General features: G+C 59.5%; 24 protein-coding genes and 1 tRNA gene. 10 read left to right on the top strand and 15 right to left on the bottom strand.

Going from position 1 to position 22046, the window contains the following annotated elements; genetic code table 11:
* Window positions 1-99: 99 nt before the first annotated feature.
* Window positions 100-543: a thiol-disulfide oxidoreductase DCC family protein gene (locus M9Q49_RS21390; RefSeq protein WP_254510871.1), complete on the top strand. Its 444-nt coding sequence runs from the start codon at window positions 100-102 to the stop codon at window positions 541-543.
* A complete protein-coding gene (locus M9Q49_RS21385; RefSeq protein WP_254510870.1) occupies window positions 540-1271 on the top strand; it encodes a DNA alkylation repair protein in 732 nt (243 codons plus the stop codon). Before M9Q49_RS21390 ends, M9Q49_RS21385 begins: the two co-directional genes overlap by 4 nt.
* A 10-nt stretch (window positions 1272-1281) precedes the next feature.
* On the opposite strand, the gene tam is transcribed toward M9Q49_RS21385, so the two are convergent.
* The 9 genes from tam to M9Q49_RS21340 all read right to left on the bottom strand — a co-directional run bounded on the left by tam (window position 1282) and on the right by M9Q49_RS21340 (window position 7735).
* Window positions 1282-2058, bottom strand: coding sequence for a trans-aconitate 2-methyltransferase (tam, locus tag M9Q49_RS21380; protein ID WP_254510869.1), 777 nt, complete (start codon window positions 2056-2058; stop codon window positions 1282-1284).
* A gap of 93 nt (window positions 2059-2151) precedes the next feature.
* Window positions 2152-3045, bottom strand: a complete 894-nt coding sequence (locus M9Q49_RS21375; RefSeq protein ID WP_254510868.1) for a DUF72 domain-containing protein — start codon at window positions 3043-3045, stop codon at window positions 2152-2154.
* Window positions 3046-3126: 81 nt separating this feature from the next.
* Window positions 3127-3957 carry an alpha/beta fold hydrolase gene (locus tag M9Q49_RS21370; RefSeq protein ID WP_254510867.1) on the bottom strand — a complete coding sequence of 277 codons (831 nt, stop codon included), beginning with the start codon at window positions 3955-3957 and terminating at the stop codon, window positions 3127-3129.
* Between the two features lie 242 nt (window positions 3958-4199).
* Window positions 4200-4724 carry a hypothetical protein gene (locus M9Q49_RS21365; protein ID WP_254510866.1) on the bottom strand — a complete coding sequence of 175 codons (525 nt, stop codon included), beginning with the start codon at window positions 4722-4724 and terminating at the stop codon, window positions 4200-4202.
* Between the two features lie 425 nt (window positions 4725-5149).
* Window positions 5150-5224: transfer RNA gene (locus M9Q49_RS21360), tRNA-Pro, on the bottom strand.
* Between the two features lie 112 nt (window positions 5225-5336).
* Window positions 5337-6338, bottom strand: a complete 1002-nt coding sequence (locus M9Q49_RS21355; protein ID WP_254510865.1) for a ParB/RepB/Spo0J family partition protein — start codon at window positions 6336-6338, stop codon at window positions 5337-5339.
* A complete protein-coding gene (locus M9Q49_RS21350) occupies window positions 6331-7077 on the bottom strand; it encodes a ParA family protein (protein ID WP_254510864.1) in 747 nt (248 codons plus the stop codon). The genes M9Q49_RS21355 and M9Q49_RS21350 overlap by 8 nt, the downstream gene beginning before the upstream one ends.
* Before the next feature lie 86 nt (window positions 7078-7163).
* On the bottom strand, window positions 7164-7490 hold the full coding sequence (locus M9Q49_RS21345; protein ID WP_254510863.1) for a hypothetical protein: 327 nt from the start codon (window positions 7488-7490) through the stop codon (window positions 7164-7166).
* The gene (locus M9Q49_RS21340) at window positions 7487-7735 is read right to left on the bottom strand and encodes a hypothetical protein (RefSeq protein ID WP_254510862.1); all 249 of its coding nucleotides are present in this window, start codon (window positions 7733-7735) and stop codon (window positions 7487-7489) included. Before M9Q49_RS21340 ends, M9Q49_RS21345 begins: the two co-directional genes overlap by 4 nt.
* 155 nt (window positions 7736-7890) lie before the next feature.
* On the opposite strand from M9Q49_RS21340, the gene M9Q49_RS21335 reads away from it, so the two are divergent.
* Entirely contained in the window at window positions 7891-8355 is a 465-nt protein-coding gene (locus tag M9Q49_RS21335) for a DUF5063 domain-containing protein (protein ID WP_254510861.1), read from the top strand.
* Between the two features lie 123 nt (window positions 8356-8478).
* On the opposite strand, the gene M9Q49_RS21330 is transcribed toward M9Q49_RS21335, so the two are convergent.
* Together M9Q49_RS21330 and M9Q49_RS21325 are read right to left on the bottom strand one after the other, a co-directional pair.
* Complete coding sequence (locus M9Q49_RS21330; protein WP_254510860.1) at window positions 8479-9345, bottom strand: DUF817 domain-containing protein; 867 nt, start codon at window positions 9343-9345, stop codon at window positions 8479-8481.
* 109 nt (window positions 9346-9454) lie between these two features.
* Window positions 9455-10801: a DUF1015 domain-containing protein gene (locus M9Q49_RS21325; protein ID WP_254510859.1), complete on the bottom strand. Its 1347-nt coding sequence runs from the start codon at window positions 10799-10801 to the stop codon at window positions 9455-9457.
* A gap of 428 nt (window positions 10802-11229) precedes the next feature.
* Here M9Q49_RS21325 and M9Q49_RS21320 point away from each other — a divergent pair, with 428 nt between their 5' ends.
* Window positions 11230-11412 carry a hypothetical protein gene (locus tag M9Q49_RS21320; protein ID WP_254510858.1) on the top strand — a complete coding sequence of 61 codons (183 nt, stop codon included), beginning with the start codon at window positions 11230-11232 and terminating at the stop codon, window positions 11410-11412.
* 4 nt (window positions 11413-11416) lie between these two features.
* Here M9Q49_RS21320 and M9Q49_RS21315 read toward each other — a convergent pair whose 3' ends face one another.
* From M9Q49_RS21315 to M9Q49_RS21300, 4 genes are all read right to left on the bottom strand, one after another.
* Window positions 11417-11977, bottom strand: coding sequence for a hypothetical protein (locus M9Q49_RS21315; RefSeq protein WP_254510857.1), 561 nt, complete (start codon window positions 11975-11977; stop codon window positions 11417-11419).
* A 140-nt stretch (window positions 11978-12117) separates the two neighbouring features.
* Window positions 12118-12558: a hypothetical protein gene (locus tag M9Q49_RS21310; protein ID WP_254510856.1), complete on the bottom strand. Its 441-nt coding sequence runs from the start codon at window positions 12556-12558 to the stop codon at window positions 12118-12120.
* A 236-nt stretch (window positions 12559-12794) separates the two neighbouring features.
* Window positions 12795-14135, bottom strand: coding sequence for an adenosylhomocysteinase (gene ahcY, locus M9Q49_RS21305; protein ID WP_254510855.1), 1341 nt, complete (start codon window positions 14133-14135; stop codon window positions 12795-12797).
* 114 nt (window positions 14136-14249) lie between these two features.
* A complete protein-coding gene (locus M9Q49_RS21300) occupies window positions 14250-14924 on the bottom strand; it encodes a phosphoribosylanthranilate isomerase (RefSeq protein WP_254510854.1) in 675 nt (224 codons plus the stop codon).
* A 145-nt stretch (window positions 14925-15069) separates the two neighbouring features.
* Here M9Q49_RS21300 and M9Q49_RS21295 point away from each other — a divergent pair, with 145 nt between their 5' ends.
* From M9Q49_RS21295 to M9Q49_RS21270, 6 genes are all read left to right on the top strand, one after another.
* On the top strand, window positions 15070-15882 hold the full coding sequence (locus M9Q49_RS21295) for a hypothetical protein (RefSeq protein ID WP_254510853.1): 813 nt from the start codon (window positions 15070-15072) through the stop codon (window positions 15880-15882).
* On the top strand, window positions 15882-16424 hold the full coding sequence (locus M9Q49_RS21290; protein WP_254510852.1) for a hypothetical protein: 543 nt from the start codon (window positions 15882-15884) through the stop codon (window positions 16422-16424). Before M9Q49_RS21295 ends, M9Q49_RS21290 begins: the two co-directional genes overlap by 1 nt.
* Before the next feature lie 77 nt (window positions 16425-16501).
* Window positions 16502-18088, top strand: coding sequence for a hypothetical protein (locus M9Q49_RS21285; RefSeq protein ID WP_254510851.1), 1587 nt, complete (start codon window positions 16502-16504; stop codon window positions 18086-18088).
* A 313-nt stretch (window positions 18089-18401) separates the two neighbouring features.
* The gene (locus M9Q49_RS21280; protein WP_254510850.1) at window positions 18402-20003 is read left to right on the top strand and encodes an ExeA family protein; all 1602 of its coding nucleotides are present in this window, start codon (window positions 18402-18404) and stop codon (window positions 20001-20003) included.
* A 47-nt stretch (window positions 20004-20050) separates the two neighbouring features.
* Complete coding sequence (locus M9Q49_RS21275) at window positions 20051-21052, top strand: hypothetical protein (protein WP_254510849.1); 1002 nt, start codon at window positions 20051-20053, stop codon at window positions 21050-21052.
* Window positions 21053-21098: 46 nt separating this feature from the next.
* Complete coding sequence (locus M9Q49_RS21270) at window positions 21099-22028, top strand: SDR family oxidoreductase (protein WP_254510848.1); 930 nt, start codon at window positions 21099-21101, stop codon at window positions 22026-22028.
* The last annotated feature ends 18 nt before the right edge of the window (window positions 22029-22046 follow it).

The raw sequence follows: 22046 nt of genomic DNA, 5'->3' as shown, positions 1-22046 counted from the left end.
CTGCACGGCAAACGAGCCCGTTAACTGCGAAATGACGTTGCGGTTAAGATGAGGAAGAGTCATTGTTCTTCGTGAATAGGCAACGATCTGGGTAGGAAAATGGAGACCGCAGTAAATCAGGAACTTCCGCAGCCGTTTGCGATTGAAGTCTTTTTCGACGGGGGTTGCCCACTCTGCTTGCGCGAAGTCAACCTGCTCAAACGTTGGGATCGCAAGGGCCGGATCCGCTTCACCGATATCGATGCTCCTGCCTTTCTCAATTCGGAGCCTGGCAAGACTCACGACGAACTGATGGCCCAAATGCATGGTCGCCTGCCGGATGGAACTTGGGTGCAGGGTGTCGAGGTGTTTCGGCGAATGTATGCCGCAGTCGGTTTTGGTCCGCTGGTATGGCTGAGCCGTTGGCCCGGTGTTTCGCAAATGCTCGATCTTGGATATCGAGTTTTCGCGCGCAATCGCTTGCGACTCACGGGCCGCTGCACTTCGGCTTGCTCGCTACCAGCAAAAAAGCCGCTGATGGAATCTCCCAAAGTAGCTGAATGAAGTCGCCCGGCACCTACTTTCACGCTGAATGGAACCGTGGCACACTTCAGCGGATGAACGTCAAAGAAATCCTCGCCCAACTAAAGACCCTCGGCAACGAAGTGCGGCGAAAACACAACGCCAAGGCCGGCGCGCCCGACAATCAATTCGGCGTAAAACTCGGTGATATTCGCACGCTCGCCAAGAAAACCAAAGCCGATCAGCAACTCGCGCTCGAGCTTTGGGATACCGGCAACGTGGATGCCCAGTTGCTGGCCACGCAACTCATCAAGCCCGCGTCGCTGACTGCTGACGAAGTCGACAAGCTGACGCGCTCTACCACCTGCGCGCAAGTCGCCGATTGGCTGAACTCCTACGTCGTCGCCGAGCATCCGGAGAAAGAAGCCCTCCGCGTGAAGTGGCAAAAGCCCAAGGAGAAAGATCGCTGGGCCGCCCGCGCGGGTTGGCACTTCACGGCGAGTCGCGTGAACAAAGGGGCCGAGGATCTCGACTGTTCCAAGCTCCTCGATCGCATCGAAAAGGAAATGCTCAAAGCCGATCCCGTCGTGCAGTGGACCATGAACAACACACTCGGCGCGATTGGCATTCACGATGCTGAGCTCCGCCCACGGGCAATCGCTATCGGCGAGAAGATCGGTTTGTATCGCGATTGGCCGGTGTCGAAGGGTTGCACGCCACCCTTCGTGCCCGTGTGGGTCGAGGCGATGGTCGCGCGACAGAAAAAATAGGCGCCAGCTGCTAAGCAAGCCGCGTTGCGACAAAGAAGAGCCGCGGAAACGGGAGCAAAACAACTCCGCCATTCAGCTCTGAATATTCCTGCCCGAGCGCGGCGATGTAACGAGTGAGGAACTCGGCTTTCTCGGTTTCATCGAGCGGCTGCAAGAACGGCCGCAAGCCAGATCCCTTGAACCATTCCGCAATCGCGGCAACGCCACCCGGCAGCGGATGGTGGTAAATCGTCCGCCACACATCCACCCGAGCCCCCAAGCCAGAAAGCATCTGGTAATACCATTCGGCGGAATGACGCGCCTCGCGATCTTGCGTGGCTGCTCGCCACTTTTCAGCCCATGGGCCAGCCGCGGCTACTTCCCGCATCAGACGATGGGCCGGCTCATCCAAATTGTCAGGGATTTGCACGGCGAGCGTTCCCGCCGTTGCCAGTTTCTGAAAGAGGAACGGCAACAAAGTCTCATGGCTGGGCACCCACTGCAGCGCCGCGTTGGCAAACAGCAGGTCGAACGGTCCTGCATCTTGCCAGGCAGCGATGTCGCTGGCCTCGAAGCGAATACCGGGCAACCGTTGCCGCGCTGCCGTCAGCATGTCGGAGGAATTATCCATGCCGATGACCGTCGCGTTGGGAAATTGCTCGATGAGTAGTTCCGTTGAGTTACCCGGACCGCAGCCGAGATCCGCAATGCGTGCCACGTTCGCAACGGGCAATTGGGCCAGCAAATCACGGATCGGCCGATTGCGCTCGGCTTCGAACTTTCCGTACTGTGTCGGTGACCAGGTCATAACTATCGCCAACCGATGAAAAAAATTGCGTTTGGTCGAATACCCGATGAGGTGGAGTAAGCAAATAGCCCAAAGCTCGAGGTCAACTTTCGCTCAATCGAAGAGTCCTTTGGGCGGCAGCGTCTTGGGGATAGGCAGATTGGTGCCGATCTTTTTATTGAGCCGCTCGATGAGATACGCGGCAAGAGCGGGTGATTCCTGCTCCTCATTTTGATGCACGAAGAACAACAACTTCTGCAAGCCGGCTTTTTTCCACTGGACGATTCGCTTTATCCATTCATCAAGTCGCGCGCGATCCGATTCAGCGTCGTTCGCGCCGACCCAGCGGACGAACGCCGTCGAAGTCGTGAGCCGCATATGCATGAGGTCACGACGGCCTGCGGTATCGACCAAGACATTCGTCACGCCGTGGGCTTGCAGCAAAGCGTAAAGTGCGTTCGAAACCTCGGGATCGTTGTACCACTTGGTATGACGAAGCTCGATGGCCAGCGGTATTTTATTGGTCCAGTTCTCAATGAACGTCACAACCCGGTCGAAATCCTTCGGAGCGAAATTATCGGGCATTTGCAGAAACGGCATTCCCAGCTTCTCTTGCAGATGCGACATGTTTTTGACGTTCGCGTCGACAGACTCCTGAACTTCTTTCAGCCGCTTGTAGTGCGAGATCGTTTGTTCGAGTTTGGGAAAGAAGCGAAAATTCTCCGGCACCGTTGCATACCACTTCTCAAATGTTTCCTTGGGAAACAAGCGATAGAACGTGGCATTCAGCTCGATGCTGTTGAATTGCGATGAATAGTAACCGAGCTCATCTTTCACTCCTTTGGGAAAGAAGTTTTTGAGGTCCTTTTTATTCCATTTGGCGCACCCCACATAAACTTCGAAATCATCTGATTTCGAAGTTTGCTTCAGCAGTTTCGTGGTCTCGGGAGGATCTGGCGGGATTGTGAAATCGAACTCTTCTGGGGCGTCGACTTGTCCGAACTTCATGCGATTCTCCTCGATGACCTATCTGTGGGCGCAAGGGAATCTTACCTGCCCGAAAAAACTGACGCCAACCCGCACCACCACCTATGTCCGCAGAAATGCCAGCAGATCGGCGTTGATGGTTTGCGCGTGCGTGGTGGGCATGCCGTGGGGAAAGCCCGAATACGTTTTGAGCGTGCCGCTCTTCAGCAGTTTGGCCGACAGCGGGCCGGAGATTTCGTAGGGGACGATCTGGTCATCGTCGCCGTGCATGACAAGCACAGGGACCGTGATCTTCTGCAGATCTGCGGTGAAGTCGGTTTGTGAAAAAGCCACGATCCCTTCGTAGTGCGCCAGGGCGCTCCCCATCATGCCCTGTCGCCACCAATTCCAAATCGTGCCGGTCGACGGCTTGGCGTGCGGGCGGTTGTATCCATAGAACGGACCGGCTGGCAGGTCGTAGTAGAACTGCGCGCGGTTGGTGAGAACCTGCGCCTGCAGCTCGTCGAACTTCTCTTTCGGCAAACCATTGGGGTTAGCCGGAGTCTTGACCATCAGCGGTGGAACGGCAGCGATCAACGCCGCTTTGAAAACGCGTTGCTCGCCGTGGCGTGCGATGTACCTAACTACTTCGCCGCCACCGGTCGAATGGCCAACATGAAACACCCGTTGCAGGTCCAACTGCTGCACCACCGCAGCGACGTCGTCGGCATAGTGGTCCATATCATGACCAGCCGAAGCCTGGCTCGACCGTCCATGACCGCGGCGATCATGGGCGACCACCCGATAGCCATGCTGCACGAAAAACAGCAGCTGAGCATCCCAATCATCCGAACTAAGCGGCCAGCCGTGGTGAAAGAAAACCACCTCCCCATCGCGCGGGCCCCAATCTTTGTAGAAGATCTCGACACCGTCTTTGGTCGTGACAAACCCCATGGCCGATTCTCCGTCTGGCGCCGAAACCTATTTCGTGTCGCACAAAGCGGGCGACACCGGCATTATACGCCGTCGCTGCGTGGCGATGATCAACGGGCGATGGGAGGTGCGCAAGCCTAAAACGGAATATCACCGTCGAAGTCGGAGGGATCGCGCGGCCGCGCGGTTGGAAGTTCAACCGGTTTTGTTAGCGAGTAGCGTGCCTGCCAGTTCGATCGTTTCAATACTGATAGCGGCTGGGGTTATCTTGAGACGGGCACTTTCACCGTTGACGGTGCCGCGCTCGATTCTGGTGCTGCCGAGGGCGAAGTTGCGGCCGGGGCTTTGGTCAGGAACCGCTTGAGCGGAATGTAATACGAAGCCGCCACGTTCTGCCGCTTGCCATCAACCGACAGCGTGAGAATTCGAATCTGGGTGCGGTCGATCACTTCCTTGCTGACTTGCGTCTGACCCTCGAGGCCGCCGTCTTTCGTCGGCTTCATCGCGATCGGGGCCTGTGCCAGGTACGTTCGCGAACCATCGTAGTTTTGATGGAAGGCGACCAGGGTGATCGTGTAAACGGGCTTCAGCCGACCCTCGTCCGCGAGGGTGAAGAGGACATTCACTTTGTCACCTTCCGCGGCAGTCACCTTCATATCGTACTTGAGCCCCCATTCATCCGGCGATGAACCGAGCGGAACGAACACCGCCCAACAGCGGCCAGCGATGAGAAGAGCTGCGGCGATGACCAATAAACTCGCCGCCGTGCGCGACAATCGTAGATTCATTTCCCATTCACCTTTGCAAAGTGCGGAGCCGCGGCAGCTGGTTGCTAGCCGAGAGTAGCTGGCAGGGCATTAAAGGCTCTCGGCGCGCTACTGGTCCAAAATCAATTCGCGCAGCGAATGGCCGTGATGGGCAGCGAAATCTCAAAGAATGGTTTGGGCAAACCCACCTGATGGCGCCGGCAAAAAGCGGAGCCGACCGGAACGTGTTAGTGGCGCTCAGTGTGGAATGGACGAGAGAACCTCGAATCCAGCCTGAAGAAGTTCTACGACAATCCGCACATCTAGCGATTGCTGCAAACGACGCCAACGTCAATCGCGGCGTACGTACCCGATGCGGGATAGTTGAAAGCCCGCAGCTATAAAAGCTGAAATCCCGTCCATGGTCGCTTTCGCAGCCATGGGCGGGATTTGTGCTTACGTTCAAGTCGGGATGATAGGATTTGAACCTACGACTTCTTGGTCCCAAACCAAGCGCTCTAGCCAGACTGAGCTACATCCCGAGTGGTGTTAGTTTAGCGTGAAGTGGGCGGCTTGACTATGGCGGTGTTCTTGCCCCCGCGGCAGTTCGGCCCCTCACCCCGGAGTACCGAGGCGAGGGAGATGGGAATGCCGTTAGGCAACCCGTTTGCGCGGGGCCGTGTCGGCGAGTTGGTCGCGGAGGCGGTCGAAATCGTCGCTGTCGGTGAAGTGGATCACAACCGTGCCGCGGCCTTTGGCCGATTGCTTGATTTCAACTTTCGTGCCGAGAGCAATTCGCAGCTCTTGTTCGAGAGACGCAATTTGCTCGCTGCGGGTTCGCTTCTTTTTGGCCGGTGCGGCTGAATTCGTCGGCGTCTCTTCGTCGTCGGCAGAGACGGCTTCGCTGACGATTTGTTCGACTGCGCGAACACTCAAGCCTTCGCTGGTGATGCGATGCGCGAGCGCGATTTGTTCGTCTTCGTCGCCGAGCGGCAGCAGGGCGCGGGCATGGCCGGCGCTGAGCTTTTCGCTTCGCAGGCTATCGAGCACTTGCGGCGGCAGATCGAGCAGCCGCATCAGGTTGGCGATGGTGCTGCGATCAATGCTCAGACGCCGCGCGAGTTCGTCCTGCGGGCAGCGGTGTTCATCGAGATAGCGTTTGAACGACAGGGCCTTTTCGATTGGGTTGAGATCCTTGCGCTGCAGGTTCTCGACGATGGCGAGTTCAGCGACCAGGCGATCATCGGCTTCGCGAACGCGAGCGGGGATGGACTTCCAGCCAGCGCGAATCGCGGCGCGGAGGCGGCGTTCGCCCGAGATGAGCTGATACTTGCCGTCGACCTTGCGCACGAGAATCGGCTGGAGCAGATCGTGCTGCTTCAAACTCTCTGCAAGCGAGGCGATTTCTTCCTCGTTGAATTCACGCCGCGGCTGGAACGGGTTGTCCTGAATGTCAGCAACGGCGAGTTGCAGCAGGGCGTCTTCGTCACTGCTAGCAGCTTCGTTTTTGTGTTCAAGTACGCTTTCGTCGAAGAGGCGCGGCGTGGTGCGCACCGGCGGCGGTGGCGCGGTGTCGCTCGTGATCTCGGCCGTTTCGTCCAGCGGCGAACCCAGCAGTGCAGCCAGGCCGCGGCCCAGTCGTCGGTCTTTACTCATGTTCCATTACCTCCAGGCAAAGTTCCATATAGGCTCGCGTGCCGCGAGCCCGCGGGGCGTAGTCGATCACAGCCTGTCCATGGCTGGGTGCCTCGGCGACGGCGACGTCGCGGGGGATGACTGTATCAAAAACCACCTCACCAAAGAAATCCCGAACTTCGGAGTCGACCTCGCGGGTCAATTCGAGTTGCGGATCGTACATGGTCAGCAGGATGCCGCCGAACTCGAGTCGGCCGGGATGTCGCTTCATCACCGCGCGAATGACGTTGATCATTTGCGTCAGACCCTCCATGGCGAAGTACTCGCACTGGATGGGAATGAGAACTTCGGTCGAGGCGGCGAGGGCGGTTTGCGTGAGCTGGCCGAGCGACGGCGGTGAATCGATCAGCACGTAGTCGTAGCCGGCGAGCTCGTTCGTCAGATGCACACGGATGGCTTCGGCCTGGCTGTCGTCGCTCTTGGCGAGAGCATCGACATCTTGAAATGAACGGCTGCCAGGGAGGAGCGAAAGGTTCTCGTAGGTCGTGGGCACGACGGCTTCATGCAAGGGAGTGCGCTGCACCAGCGAGTGCCGCGGCGTGGGCTTTTGTCCCAAGCCCGAGGTCGCGTTGCATTGGGGGTCGAGATCGATGAGGAGCGTGCGCTTCCCGGCGCGCGAAAGGTTCGCGGCGAGGTTGATGGAGGTGGTCGTCTTGCCGACGCCACCTTTTTGATTCGCGATGCACAGGATCCTTCCCACCAATTGCCTCCGTATTGCGCGGATGGTAGCGGGATGCGGACAGCCTGGAAATAGAGATCAGGTGCTAGCGGTTTCGTCGGTTTGTCTCAATCAAGACCTTCTGGGCGGATCGCTTGTTGCGAGAGGTGGCGGATGGCAATGACATAGACCATGTCCGGGCGAATCACGAACAATGCGCGTTGGGTGGGCTTCGCTCCAAGGCCAAAGGTCAATTGCCGAACCTCAAAAGGGAACAAATCATTTTCCGAAGCCAGTGGAAGCCTTTCTGCGATTTCTGACAACGACTGCAACGCATCAATAAAGCCGCAGTACCAACGAGCCGCCTGTTGCGGCGAGCGGTTTTTCGCCCACCAGCAAAAACCGGCTTCGAGCGCAGCCTCTACCCGGAAATGTTGATGCACGGGGCGGGTCATTTAGAGTCGCGCGGTGGCAGATTGTACTTCTTCCGAAATTCCGCATCAAACTCGGCAAGCGGCCGGCCCTTGCCCGCTTCCATGTCGGCAAGGCCTTGCCTCAACTCGGCTACCGTCTCGTTGAATTCCCGCCGTTCCCACTCCCACTGCCGGGCCAACTCCACGATCGACTCTGCGCTCCCCGCCGTCAGTTTGCCCGTAGCGAAGTGGTTGAAGTCAGCGAGTTCTTGAGTGGTGAGTGACATCGTGTATTTGCCCGAAGCGCGGGATGGATAGCGTGTTTGCATTTTACCACTACGATCTATAGGTTCAAAGTCTTGTGTCTCGCTCCAACTGGCGAAGACGTAAAACGGGGAACGCAGTCGGCTGGGGTGAGGGAGGCGAGAGCCGGGAGCGTTCGATGGACGTGTGGGATCAGTTTGCTGCCGAAGCCGAACTCTTTGTGCAGTGGGCCGAGGGCGGCATACGGGATGGTCATGATGGGGCGACCGAGGCGCTGCAGCGAATCGCCCGGCTGTATGGGGCGGGTGTTTGCTTGCCCTGTCCCGAGTCGGGCGATATACAGGAAGAGCCTTACCGGGTCACGCGAGACGAATGGCAGACGGTCTATGCTCGATCTGCAAAGCTGCAGCTCGACTTCTACAACACCTGCGAGCCGATCCTCGATGTCGAGCCCGAGTATATGGTCGGTAGCCTTTCAGACGACATCGCCGACATTTATCGGGACGTGTGCACCGGCCTGCGGCTGTTTCGAGCAGGCCATCGGAACGAGGCTGCCTGGGAATGGGAGTTTAATTTTCGAGCTCACTGGGGCACGCACGCCGCCGATGCCATTCGCGTGCTGCATCACCATGTGTTTGGTTGACTGGCCTGTTTCACGTGAAACAGGAAACTCAGCGTAGCTGGATAAGTTTCACGTGAAACAACTCGCCGAGCGTAGTTGCCACACTCCGTGTGGCGCGACCCCACGCGGAGCGTGAGGACTACACTACTCGCGAACAAGCGACACGAGCACAAAGCTGATGATCATCAGCAGGAACCACGAGCCGAGCTTGGCGATGGAGACCATCTCCCACTGGGCGCTCTGATGGGGATAGGTCCAGGCTCGGGCGAAGGTGCCGATGTTTTCGGCGAACCAGATGAAGAGGGCCACCAGCAGGAAGCCGAGCAGCAGCGGCATGCGGCGAGTGGTTCGCCAGGGTTGGAACAGCACCCAGGTGCGGCCGAAGAGGATGGCGGTTGCGGCGAAGAGCAACCAGCGGATGTCGGGCAGCCAGTGGTGCGAGAAGAAGTTGATGTAGATCGCGGTGACGAGCACCACCGTGGTCCAGCGTGGCGGATAGCCGGTGTATCGCATGTTGAAGATCCGCCAGATGCGGGCGATGTAGCTGCCGACGGCAGCGTACATGAATCCCGAAAAGACCGGCACCGTGCCGAAGCGGAGGACGCATTCTTCCACGCCCGGATACCGCCACGAGCCGGCCTGCGTCTTGAAGAGTTCCATCACGGTGCCGACGACGTGGAAGACGAGAATCACGCGCGCTTCACGCCAGGTCTCGAGGCGAAAGGCGAGCATGCCAACTTGGATGGCGATCGCCGAGAGTGAGAGAAAGTCATAGCGATGGAGCGGCGAGTTGTCGGGATAGAAGAACCGCGTGGCCAAGAGCAGGCCGAGCATCAGGGCGCCGAAGAGACAGGCCCAACCTTCCTTGAAACCGAAGAGGAGGAACTCGTAGGACCAGGCGAGTGGCCCCGGCGGCAGGTCGAGGGCTTCGAGACGCTCGCGAATGTGCGCAAAGCGCGAGTGCTTGATGCCTGGCTCCGGTACGTTGGCTGGAGGTGAGTCTTGTTGCACTTCAGACCCCTCACCCCAGCCCTCTCCCCGAAGCGGGGCGAGGGAGCTACTACGTCGCGAAGCGACGCTTTGAGTTTCCCTCGTCTCTCGCCTCCCGTCCCACCCCGTCTTACTCCAACGGATGCACCACCATGCCGCCCAGCAGCTTCGGATAAAAGTACGTGCTCTTCGCCGGCATTCGTTCGCCGTGTTCGCTGATCAGGCGGACGTGGTCGACCGTGGCGGGCATCACGAGGGCGGCGAGTTCGAAGCGGCCGCCGGTTCCCATTTGGCCGGTGGCGTCACGGCCGGCGCGGTCGCCGCTCTTCAGGTTGTCGATCACTTCTTGCACGCTGTGAACGTACATGGGCTTCGGCAGTTCCTTCAGGCCGAGCAGGTTTTCCATCACCAGGCGATGGAGGATCGAAACGCCCAGGCCTTGCCAATCGGTGCTGTGCTCCGAGGCGAGCTTGGCCATCTGCTGCGAGCCGGCTTCGGTGGCGAGTGCTAGCGTCCAGGTGTCGTCTTGCGCGGTGTAGAACGCGAGCTTGTTCTGCAAACCGGTCGAGGCGATTTCCTGCCAGAGGGCGGTAGCCAGTTCGGGACCGACGCCGATTGGGCGCGTAATGAAGTTGCCTTGCAACTTGGCCGCGAGCTCGACCGACGTGATCGGCTGCACGCCGCGGAAGAGGCGATGCGTCGGCAGCACGAGCAGACCCGGGTCGTTCATGCTGACGCATTGCGTGAGCACAAAGTTGGCCGGGTGATTGACATCGAGCTGACCTGCCGCGGCGAGTTCATCGCGATAGTTGCAAGCCGTTTCGTAACGGTGATGGCCGTCGGCGATGAACATCGGCTTGGCGTCCATGATGGCCGCTACTTCCGAAATGGTCCGCATATTCGCTACAGGCCACATGCGATGCACAACCCCAAGGTGGTCGGTCGCGGTCAGCGGCGTTTGGCCGGCGACAGCGTCTTCGAGCAGGTTCTGCGCGGCGTTGGCTGGGTCGGGATACAGGCCAAAGATCTGGCTCAGGTTTGCCTTGCAAGCCTTGGTGAGCAACAAGCGATCGGCCTTCGGGCCGGAGTGCGTTTCTTCGTGCGGATAGATTTTGCCTTGGCCGAAGCGCTCAAGCCGCACGCGGCACATGAACCCGCGACGGGTAAAGGTTTGCCCAGCAGCTTCAAAGGTTTGGTGGTAAACATACACGGCCGGATCTGGGTCTAGTTGCATCACCCCTTCGCTGCGCCAATTGCGCAGGAACCTCGCCGCGCGGCTGTATTTGTTCGAGCCATCGTTGTCGCCTGGCTCTTCGCGATTGAGCTCGAGGCGAATGAAATTGGCCGGATGCTTCTTATACAGTTCGTCTTGAAACTCTGGCGAAATGACGTCGTACGGTGGCGTGACTACATCGCTGAGCGAACCAACATGGCCGAGGTCGTAACGAAGTCCGTGAAAGGCTTGGATCGTGGGCATTGCTGCGGTACCAGTTGTACGAGAGGAAAGGGCTGGCGCGGCGCCGAGCTAGATTGGCCCGCGGCTTGCTTTCAGGTGTCTGCCGTCACCGATGCTAACCACCACCCGATTCATGGCGGGTGCGGGGCGCAGCGGTGACAACGAAGGGTTCGATTTTATCGCTCACCGGTGCACCTGAGCAGGGGGCCAATTCGGGGAGAGCTCCTGGTCTCAGGGGCCGGTGCGAGCGGTTGTGCGGGTTGCGTAGAGACTAAGCATTACGATTTGGCCCGCGGTTTAGTTGGGCCGAAAATCATGATGTAGGGTTTCAAGCCATTGTTAATGATGGCGCAAACCTGCCCGTGTGAAATCGAGGCCCTTCGTTGTGAACTCGGTTGCCATTTTTTGATTAAACAAGCATTTCACAACAGACAATTAGGAGCAGGATTATGAAGACTTTGTTGATTCTCGCGCTGGTTCTCGCCGCCTCGGTCGCTTCCACTGGCTCGGCCTCGGCTCGTGGCCGTTCGTACGCGGGTGGCCATGTCGTCCACAGCCGCGTCGCCCCGGTGTTGTTGCACCGCGCCATCCCTGGTGGCGGCGGCGTGCATGTTTACGGCGGCGCTCGCTAAGCGTCTAAGTACCACGATTTTGCGAGCTAGTTGCTAGCTGCATGATTTCGTTGTACGACTTTCCTTCCCGAGCGAGCAAGAATGCTCGCTTGGTGGTTTCGTTGAGATAAATGATCAAGCCGTAGATCAGCAGGGCCAGGGCGGTCGGCAGGCAATAGCAAGTGCCGAGCGCCAGAACGCCGCCGCAAATCGCGACGATTCCCAGCACATGGCCGCGCAGCCACAAGTTCTGGAACCCTGCATATACTAACAGCAGCCCCGGCAAGATGCCGCTGCACCCCATCACGCTGTAAGTGATCAGCATGATGAGTTCCATCTGTTCCAGGTTCGGCCCGCCTGGCTGACGTCGCATATCGGCGGCGATCATCTTCGGCAGAATGAAGGCCGCGACGATGCACCCGCCGCCAACGATCGCGGACAAGATTCCTTGAATGATCATCAAGATAGAGATGACGCGCTGCTGCACTAGAATCGAGGCACTGAGTTCTGGTTTTCCTCCGGCCAAGTTGCTTGTCGGCAGTTCGCTGAAGTTGGGCGACGCGTAAGGATTGGGCTCATGGCTCATGCAGGTGTTCCATCTGTCTAGCGCCGACTGGCTCGCAACTACGAAAGCCAGGCGTCAGCGAAAGTTGGCGTTTGCACGAGTCTACAGCACACGCGCACCATGAAAAGAGTGCGCGGTAGTACTGTTTAGGACAGCGACGCTTAGCCGAACTGCCGCAGGTCGGCGCCCAAGAAACCAACCTTGATGCCTGCACGGTTGAGTTTGCCGGTCGCAGTCTGATTGGCAATCAACATAAAGAGTAGACCCAAGCAGGGGACAAACGAGATGATCGCCATACCGATGGCGCCGCCAATGCTGTAGAGCGATTTGCCGAGGCGAAACATGGCGAATGATTGCAGCACCGAGATCGCCAACTGCAGGACAACTGCTGCAGCAATGATCACAATATTCCCTTGCGCATAGGTCGCAATCACGCGGGCCAAGATACCGCCCACAATCGCAGCCAGCAAAACCTGCATCAAAAAGACCTGCGCCGTCGCGATCTCGCGCAGCTTCGCGCGGTCGTGCCCCACCGATGTGTTGATCTGAAAAGAATTATCCGGCGGCGGCGAAGCGTACGGATTGACTGGACCTTGCGACATGCGAAACCCCTAGCGTGTAGACAGGAAAACTCGGCAGCGAAAGTAATTTGCCGTCCGCCAGAGTCTAACTAGAACGTTATCTGAATACAAAAGCGAATTAGCTGGGAAAAAGTCCGCTGCCAAGGTGCTCGACGAATTGGATGCCTTCGCCGAGTTGCGAACTAAACGAAATTACGAAAAAAGCCCGGCCATGTTGGTGACCGGGCTTCTGTTCGTTGACGGACCAATCGCTCGATTTAGTAGCGATAGTGTTCCGGCTTGTAAGGCCCTTCGGTGGCCACACCGAGGTAATCCGACTGCTTCTTGGTGAGGGTCGTCAGCTTCACGCCGATGTGTTCGAGGTGGAGGCGGGCGACTTCTTCGTCGAGCTTCTTCGGCAAGCGATAGAGGCTCACTTCGTACTTGTCGGTGTGCTGCCACAGTTCGAGCTGAGCGAGCACTTGGTTCGTGAAGCTGTTGCTCATCACGAATGCCGGGTGGCCGGTCGCGCAGCCGAGGTTCACCAGGCGGCCTTCGGCGAGGAGCAGAATGCTGCGGCCGTTCGACTTCAGAGTGTACTTGTCGACCTTGCCCAGTTCGGCAGGCTTGATGTTGACCTTGGTGGCCTTGCCGGCCTTCACTTGGGCTTCGAGCCAGGCGACGTCGATTTCAATGTCGAAGTGGCCGATGTTGCAAACGATCGAGTCGTTCTTCATCACTTCGAAGTGCTCGCTGCGGATGATGTCGCAGCAGCCCGTGGTGGTGACGAAGATGTTGCCTTGCGGGGCGGCGTCTTCCATCGTGGCAACTTCGAAGCCTTCCATGGCGGCTTGCAGGGCGTTGATCGGATCGATTTCGGTCACGATCACACGAGCGCCGTAGCTCCGCATGCTGTGAGCACAACCCTTGCCCACGTCGCCGTAGCCAGCGACGACGCACACCTTGCCGGCGATCATCACGTCGGTGGCGCGCTTGATGCCATCGGCGAGCGATTCGCGGCAACCATAGAGGTTGTCGAACTTGCTCTTGGTCACCGAGTCGTTGATGTTGATGGCCGGAACCTTCAGCGTGCCTTGTTCCAGGCGCTGAGCCAGGCGATGCACGCCCGTGGTCGTTTCTTCCGACAGACCCTTGATGCCGCCAAGCAGCTCGGGGTACTTGTCGTGGACCATGTTGGTCAGGTCACCGCCGTCGTCGAGAATCAGATTGAGCGGTTGGCCGTCGGGGAAGAACAGCGTTTGTTCGATGCACCAATCGAACTCTTCGTTGTTCATGCCCTTCCAGGCGTAAACCGGAACGCCAGCGGCAGCGATGGCGGCGGCGGCTTCATCCTGGGTGCTGAAAATATTGCAGCTGCTCCAGGTCACCTTGGCGCCGAGTTCGACCAGCGTTTCGATGAGCACAGCCGTTTCGATGGTCATGTGCAAGCAGCCGGCGATGCGGGCGCCCGCAAGCGGCTTGGTCTTGCCGTATTTCTTCCGCAGGGCCATCAAGCCGGGCATTTCGTTTTCGGCCAGTTGGATTTTCTTGCGGCCGAGTTCGGCCAGGCTGAGGTCCTTAACTTTGTACGGAAGACGCTGCACGGCGGCGGTAGACACGATCGGAAACTCCTGCAAGACAACGGCAAACCACGAAACTGAGAACGCCCCATGATAGGGAGTGAGGGGGCCAATGGGCAACCCTAGCAATAGACCGCAGATGTCAGAGATATGTCACGATTGGCCGGTGATTTCGGTAAACGCCAGCTTCGCCGCCGCGACAAAGTCCCGCACCTTCGCCGCGTCCTTTTTCCCCGGCGAACTCTCCACGCCACTAGCCACATCCACGCCGTCAGGCTGGGCCGTGCGAATCGCTTCGGCGATGTTCTCTGGCGTCAAACCGCCAGCAAGAATCAGCGGCAGTTCGCGCAACAGACGACGTTGTTCGCGCACCGAGTTCCAATCGACGACTTTGCCAGTTCCACCAAAGGCATCCGGGGCATAAGCATCAAGGAGCACCGCTGCAGGTAACGCACCGAGCGACTCGCAGCGCTCCAGATACTCGGCGACATCGGCCAGGCTGTTTTCCTTGCAACGAAAGGCTCGCCAGACTTGCTTTCCTTGCGACTGAGCACCGTTGACGATTTCTACCAACTCCTGCGGCGTTTCATCACCGTGCAGTTGAATCGTATCGAGGCCACCGTCAATCGCGACTTGCAAGGGATCGGCGTGATTCACGAAGACGCCGACCTTGTTCACCGCCAGATTGCCGCCGATCTGCTGCAGGGTTGCGAGCGAAATGGATCGCGGGCTCTTGGGATAGAAATTGAATCCCAGCGCATCGGCCCCGGCCTCGATCGCCGTGGTGGCGTCGTCCCGATTCGTGATGCCACAGATTTTGATCCGCACCAAAGCTGTCTCCCTTTATTCTGTCCTGATGCCTTGATTCTAATGAAAATTGACGCCGCCGGTCGGGAGTCGTGAAACAACGGCCGGGGGTTCGTCGTCAACATCAGGTGGAGACATGCCGGCGGATCGCCCCGAGAACCAACCTGTGACCTCAAGTCCAACGCCGCTGACGACCTTTTCGCCGATCGAACGGCCCGGGTTTGTCGCGCTGCAGCGGATCTTGTTGGGATTGCTCGTCGTTTTGCATCTCGTCGCGCCTTGGCTCTGCTGCCGGAACAATCTGCTGCTGCTGGATTCACTGTTTCCGAGTCAATGGACGCTGCTCATCGTTGCCGCTTCGGTGGGTGGGCTGACTTGGAGGGGTTGCTTCCTCTTAACTGCGATGTTCGCGTTTCTGGCCACAACGTGGCTGTTGATTTATCCGCCCTACCTGCAGGAATACGCGGTCACGATGATGGTCGTTCCGCTATCGATGTTGGCCGTGGCGTTTGTCACGCTGCGGTTGATCGGGTTTCGCGGCGAATGGAATGCAATGGCGCTCAGCACTAGCGGGCCATGGCAATTCTCCATTCGCTGGTTGATGGTCGTCACGTTGGTGGTGGCTGTGATGCTGGCGGCGGGGAGTTGGCTCCGTGCCAATGCAGGTTGGGCTGCGGCCGGTTCCGCTCCTTACCTGATAGTCGATGGCGTGATCACGGCGATCATCTGCTTCGCCGCTGTTTGGGCTGCAGGCACGCCAGGCGCGGCAGTCACGAAAGCCCCTTTGCTGTTTGCCGCCGCGACGTTCTTTTGCCTCTGGCAGTTCTATGCGTTCAACATGGACGCTTATTGGCAGCCGGTTGCTTTCATGTCGGTGGTTTGGTTCGCAGTGACTGTCGGCACACTATATATCTGGCGGGCCTGCGGCTGGCAGATTGTTCACCGCGCAAATCAGAAGTCACTGAGGGAGGCCTCATAATGGTCGCTCGTAAAACTCCGTCGCTTGAACTGATTCAAATCGCCTCGCCCTGCACGGCCGACTGGAAGGCCATGGCCGGTGACGATCGCGTACGCCACTGCGGCGATTGCCAGTTGAGAGTCTACAACATCTCGGAGATGACCCGCGACGAAGCCGAAGCGTTTCTAGCGCAGCGCGAAGGCCGCACTTGTATTCGCATGTTCAAGCGACCCGATGGCACGGTGATCACGCGCGATTGCCCGGTCGGTCTGGCCGCGGTCCGGGCCAAAGTCGTCCGCCTCTCGCTCGCCACGGCGGGCCTAATGCTGGCGATGTTTGCGATGGCGACGGCAGCGTTTGCCAAGGTGCCGTTCCTGCGGGAGTTTCTCGCCCACAGCCGGTTCGAACAGATCCACCAGCAACAGGTGCAGGGCGGACTATTCATGGGAGACGTTTGCCCGCCCGCGCCGCCCATGCCAACACCGCCGCCAACTACTCCGAATGCTCAGCCGTTCCTCGGCGGAGTCTCGCCGCCGCCGACCATCTCTACGCCCGCGGAATAACCGGCCGCCCAACCTGCCGCCTGTGACGGTCTTGCCGCGTGCTGGCAGGGGACTCAATGCAGGCTGCTATCGCGTCGATGAAACGCGAGGAAGCGGCCGTATTGGTGAGTGGCCGCCAGGATTCTTCAAGCCAGGATGTGCTTGCCATGCACGATGGAGCGACGGCGCGAAAGGACGGTAGCGGCTCGAATGTCGCTGCGCAGCCCGCCGCCTACTACTCAGCGCATCCGCTGCTGCCGATTCTGCTGGTCGCCACCGCGATCTTTTTGATCGTCGTGATCCTCGCTCGCACGCCGCTCGTCGGCTATGTCGTCAGCCAGCGCGTGCAAGCCTCCGCTGATCGGGCCGCGACAAACACGCCGCTAGCACCTGAGCAAGTTGCCACCTGGCTGAAGTCCGACGCAGTGCTGGCCTCGACGGTGCAGCAAGTTTGCCCGCGCGATTCGCTCGCATCCCAAAATCAACTGATCGCCGCCCTGGGAAGTGCCCTGCAAGTTCTGCCGCACGAAACGGCAGGCAATCGCGCGGGCTGGCAACTAAATCTGCAATATCACGACCGCCAACTGGCCAGTCGTTTGCTCAATAAGCTGAGCGAATCGCTCACGTCGCAGCTCAAGAACCTCGATCAGGCCGAAACGCAGTTGCTCGTGCAACACTATCAAAAAGTGTTGGCCCAAGCGCGCGACGAAGAAGACGTGGCCCGCGTCGCGCTCGACCGCGTTCGTCACGAAGAACTGACCCTCGCGATGCAAAACAATGAGCGAACTCCACCGCCGGTCGCCAACGTGCCGCTGACCACGCCCGTTGTGAAAATGAATCCGGCTTGGGTCGAGCTCAAAGAAAAAGTGGATCTCGCCCAAGCCAAGCTCGAGCAACTACTCGCCGCGCGAACTGCGCAGCATCCGCAAGTGATCGAAGCCCAAACTCGGCTGACGACACTTCTCGAACAACTCGATCAAACGCCGCGCGAGCCGACGAAAATCGAGATGAAACTCGAAGAACCAAAGTCGCCGATTCCCGCCCCGATGTTGCGTGGTCCGGAGATTCCCGAATCGGCTCGCCAACCGCGGCGACTTGTGCGGCAGGCTAGTTCTGCCGGCGAAAACGCCCCGAATGCAGCCGCGGCGCTCGCGAAACAAATCCAACAACTCTCAGCCGATTGGTCGACCGCTGCCGCTCGCCGGGCCGCGGCTGAAACTTCATATAACGACGCCCAGCAACAATGGGTGCGCGGTTTGAATGCCGAGGGCTGGAGCACTTCCGCCGTGTGGACACACGCTCAGCAAGGTGGCCGCGCGACTCCTTTTCAACTGCTGCTCGCCGGCATCCTCGCGGTGACCGGTGGTCTCGGCGTGTGGCAACTCGGCCGCCTCGCTAACCGGGCCGGTTTGCTCAGCGATGTCTTTCAACTGCAAGAAAACCTGCCGCTCCCCGTCATCGGCGAAGTTCCGCTCGCCACGACGGAACCCAAACGCATGCCGACTAACTTGTCGGTGCAGGTCTTCCGCGTTTCGCAGTTCAGCTTTGCTGTGTTGCTCGCGGTGATGATTGTCTGTGCCTGGGCGACCACAAATGATCCCAACCTCGGCCAGCAGTGGACGCTCGATCCGCTGAGCACGCTCGGCCAGGCGTTCGACCTGCTGCATCGTCGCGTGATGGGGTAGTCCCGCTAGCACGCCGCAAAGTCGCCGTCCTTCAGCTCGTTTCGCGCGAGTTTCCTTGCGCGAATTCACCAACTTTCCCCATCATGCGTCTTGCCCGGATTTCTTTCCTCGCCGCTGCAGTCTGCCAGTCGCGACTGCCGATGCAAAAGGTGATTCGGTCCAGCGTGAGTAGGCCGGCCCGCGCTGCCGGCAACAAGCTAGCAGCGCCAGCCAGCACATCACTCACGCAAACAGGCGTCTCCCTCGCTTGACCACCGTGGTTTCCGGACTCGACCCAACAAGTCACGCCTGACCAACAGCTGCAGGATTGCCGATGTACGAAAACTCGTTTCACCTGGCTCAGCGTCCTTTCGCCTCGGCCCCCACGGCCGCCGCTTATGTTCGCACTGGCACGCACCAGGCCGCCGTCGAAAACCTTGTGCGCTGCATCGAACGCGCCGAAGGCGTGGGCTTGGTCGTCGGCCCTGCAGGATCGGGCAAGTCGCTGCTGCTGCAGTTGCTCGCCGCCGGTTTTCGCAACAAGTTTCACGTCGCCATGCTCAACAGCGCGCAACTTTGTACGCGTAAAGCGCTGCTGCAGAGCATTCTGTTTGAACTGAAGCTTCCCTATCGCGACATGGACGAAGGTGAGCTTCGCCTGTCGCTGATGCAGCACCTCGAGCCGCGCGAAGGTGGCCCGCTCGGCCTGCTGTTGCTCATCGATGAAGCCCACACATTGCCGCTGCGACTGCTCGAAGAGATTCGCCAGTTGACGAACATCGTTCACAGTGGCCAATCGCGGGTGCGGGTTATTCTCGCCGGCAATGCCGTGCTCGAAGAACGCCTCAGCAGCCCGAAGCTCGAGTCGTTCCAACAACGCCTGGCCACGCGTTGTTACTTGCAGCACCTCACTCGCGAAGAAACCTTCCAATACATTCGCGAACAAATCACGCAAACCGGCGGCAAGCCCGATTCGCTCTTCGCACAATCGGCCTTCGAAGCCATCTTCACCGCTACCGATGGCGTGCCGCGGCTGATCAATCAATTGTGCGACCACTCGTTAGTCCTCGCCGCGCTCGGCGGCCACAAACAGCTGCATTCGTCCGGCATCGAAGAAGCCTGGGCCGATCTGCAACAACTGCCGCTGCCGTGGAGCGAAAAGAGCATTCCCGCCGCAGCCGATATGGGCAGCATCATCGAGTTCGGCGAGCTGAACGAACCTGGTTTGAGCGCGGTGTCGACGCATTCCGACATGCTGTCGAACGTAGCCATGCACGCCACAGAGTTGCTCGATCAAATCGACGATGAAATCGCCTCGCTCGATCTGCCCGATGGCGAACTCGATCGCGAATTGCAAGGCAATCGCTACGCCAACGACTTCCATTCGCTCGCGGCACGCGGCACTGAAATCGAACTGACCTTCAAAGATCCCTTCGGCCAGGGCTTTGACGAAGAAGAAGTGGTCATCGATCGCTACGCCGAACTCGAAGCCGCCTTCCGCAATCGCCCCCGCGTGCAAAGCGTCGAAGGCCGCGAACTGGCTGTCGCGCTGTTTGGCGAAGAAGCGATGAAATCGGTCATGCCGCCGCAAGTCGCGCGCACCGAGAGCAAGACGTTCGTCGAGCCGATCGTCGTGGCTTCGAAGCCCGTGGAAATTCGCGAAGAATGGCTGAGCGAACCCGAACCGGTTGCTCCCGCGCCGATCGTTGCCCCACAGCGCACCGCTGCTGCCGCGGATCCGGTTTATCCCGAACCCGCCTTCGGCGAACAACCGGCTCGCCGCGCGACGATTCCGCTCAGCGACCTCGGCAGCGACGATCGTGACCTGATCATCATCGAAGAAGAAGTGACGCCGCGGCGGAAAGCTCACGCTCCTGCCGCGAAGGGCAAACGCACCGACTACAAGCAGCTGTTTAGCAATCTGCGGCGCGGCTAACGAATCGTCCAGCACACGCACAACATGATAACGAGCAAGGTGGAAACATGAGCCGCATGCGGGAAGCGCTGAAGAATCTCGAAGCACGCTTTCCGAGCGCGCCCTCATTCCCCACCGATTTGCCTCCCGCCGTCGTGCCGCACTACTTCGGCCCGCTGCAAGCTCTCGTCGATTCGTCGTGTGCGCAAGTGGTCGTACAGCCGGTGATTGTCGAACCCGTTCGTGTTGCTCTCGCCGAACCGACGATGCGGCCGCCGCAACCTTCGCTCGCCGATTATCTCGAGCATCGCACCACGCCTCGGCCCGAAACGGTCGAAACGCCGCAGCCACCACCACCGCCGGTTGCTCCGGCCGCCGTGAGCGTGACTGCGCCGCAAGTGAACGATGCCGATGCTCCGGCTTGGAAGCGGAACTCGCCCAAAACCACCGCAACCGCGCTCGAGCAAACGATTCAGCGATTGCTCGCCGATCCGCGCTTCGCCGATGCCTATGGCGCACTCATCGATCGTCTTGAGCAAGACATCGCGCAGCGGCATGTGAACAACTTTGCTCTCGCTGCCATCGAATCGTGGCGTGGACAAGCAGAACTCGCGCTCGGCATTGCCGGCATGCTCGCCGAGCGCGGCGGCGATATCCTGCTGATCGATGGCGGCGGCCCTGGCGCTTCGTTGTCGTTCGAACTCGGTCACGCGCGCTCGGCTGGCTTGTCGCAATGGTTCGCCTCGCCCAGCGGCTGGTCAAAATGGATTCAACCAACGAGCCTTCGCAATCTCTATTTTCTCCCGGCTGGCAACGGCGAAATGCCTGCCGATGCCGATTGGCCGCAGGCCTTGCAAGGTCTGCGCAGCACGTTCCGGCAAGTGGTGATCAACGCGATCGAAGCACCGCAGCCGCGACTCGAAATCCTCACACGTGCCGCCACGGCTACTTATCTGACCGTGCCGCTCGGTTTGACCGAAGCACTTCCCGCTCAGCAAACGCTGGCCCGTCTTCGCAGTAAGGGTGCGAGGGTGTTAGGCTGTATCGCTGCCCAGGCAGCCAACTCGTAACGAACTCTTCGGAGCGGGCAGGCTCCGCATGCAAGCGTAACGAACTATGGCAACTGTTCTTGTAACTGGTGGTTGCGGTTTTATTGGTTCTCACTTGGTTGCAGCGCTCCTCGCGCGTGGCGACTCGGTGCGCGTGCTCGACTCACTCGTGTCGGGCAGCCAGGCGAACCTCGGTGACAACCTTCGTAACGTCGAACTCATCGTCGGCGACATCAACGACACCGAACTGTTGACGCGCGCCGTCGCTGGCGTCGACACGGTCTTTCATCAAGCCGCGATCGCCTCGGTGCCGCGGAGCATCGTCGATCCGCTGGCCACGCACCTGGCCTGCGTCACCGGCTCACTCAACGTGCTGAATTCCGCGCGGCTCGCCGGCGTTCGCCGCGTCGTCTATGCCGCGTCGAGCAGCGCTTACGGCAATCAACCCACGCCGCTGAAAACCGAGCGCGACCTGCCGTCGCCACTCTCGCCCTACGCGGCTGCCAAGCTCGCTGCCGAGCACTACTGCCATTCGTTCTATCACAGCTACGGCCTCGAAACCGTTTGCCTGCGCTACTTCAATGTCTTCGGCCCGCGACAAGATCCGAGCGGTCCGTATGCTGCCGTGGTGCCGATCTTTGCTCGCAAACTGCTCGCCGGTGAAGCGCCGACGATCTACGGCGATGGCCTGCAAACGCGCGACTTCACGTACATCGACAACGTCGTGCAAGCCAACCTGCTCGGCTCGACGGTCGCCACTGCCGCTGGCCAAACCTTCAACGTCGGCAGCGGCCAAGCCACCAGCCTGCTCGACATGCTCTCGCAGCTGCAAAAAGTCCTCGGCACCAACCTGCCGCCGACCTTCGCACCCGAACGGACCGGCGACGTCCGCGACAGCCTCGCCGACATTTCCCACGCCCGCGCCTTCCTCAACTACAATCCCGCCATCGACCTCCCCGAAGGCCTGCGGCGCACCGTAGCGGCGTTGCGTTCCTAACCCGCGGCGTCAGCCAGG

The organism is Anatilimnocola floriformis (assembly GCF_024256385.1).
In the GTDB taxonomy this organism is placed as follows: Bacteria; Planctomycetota; Planctomycetia; order Pirellulales; family Pirellulaceae; genus Anatilimnocola; species Anatilimnocola floriformis.
The sequence above is the reverse complement of the archived record's forward strand: the minus strand, read 5'-3'. Positions and strand labels throughout refer to the sequence as shown.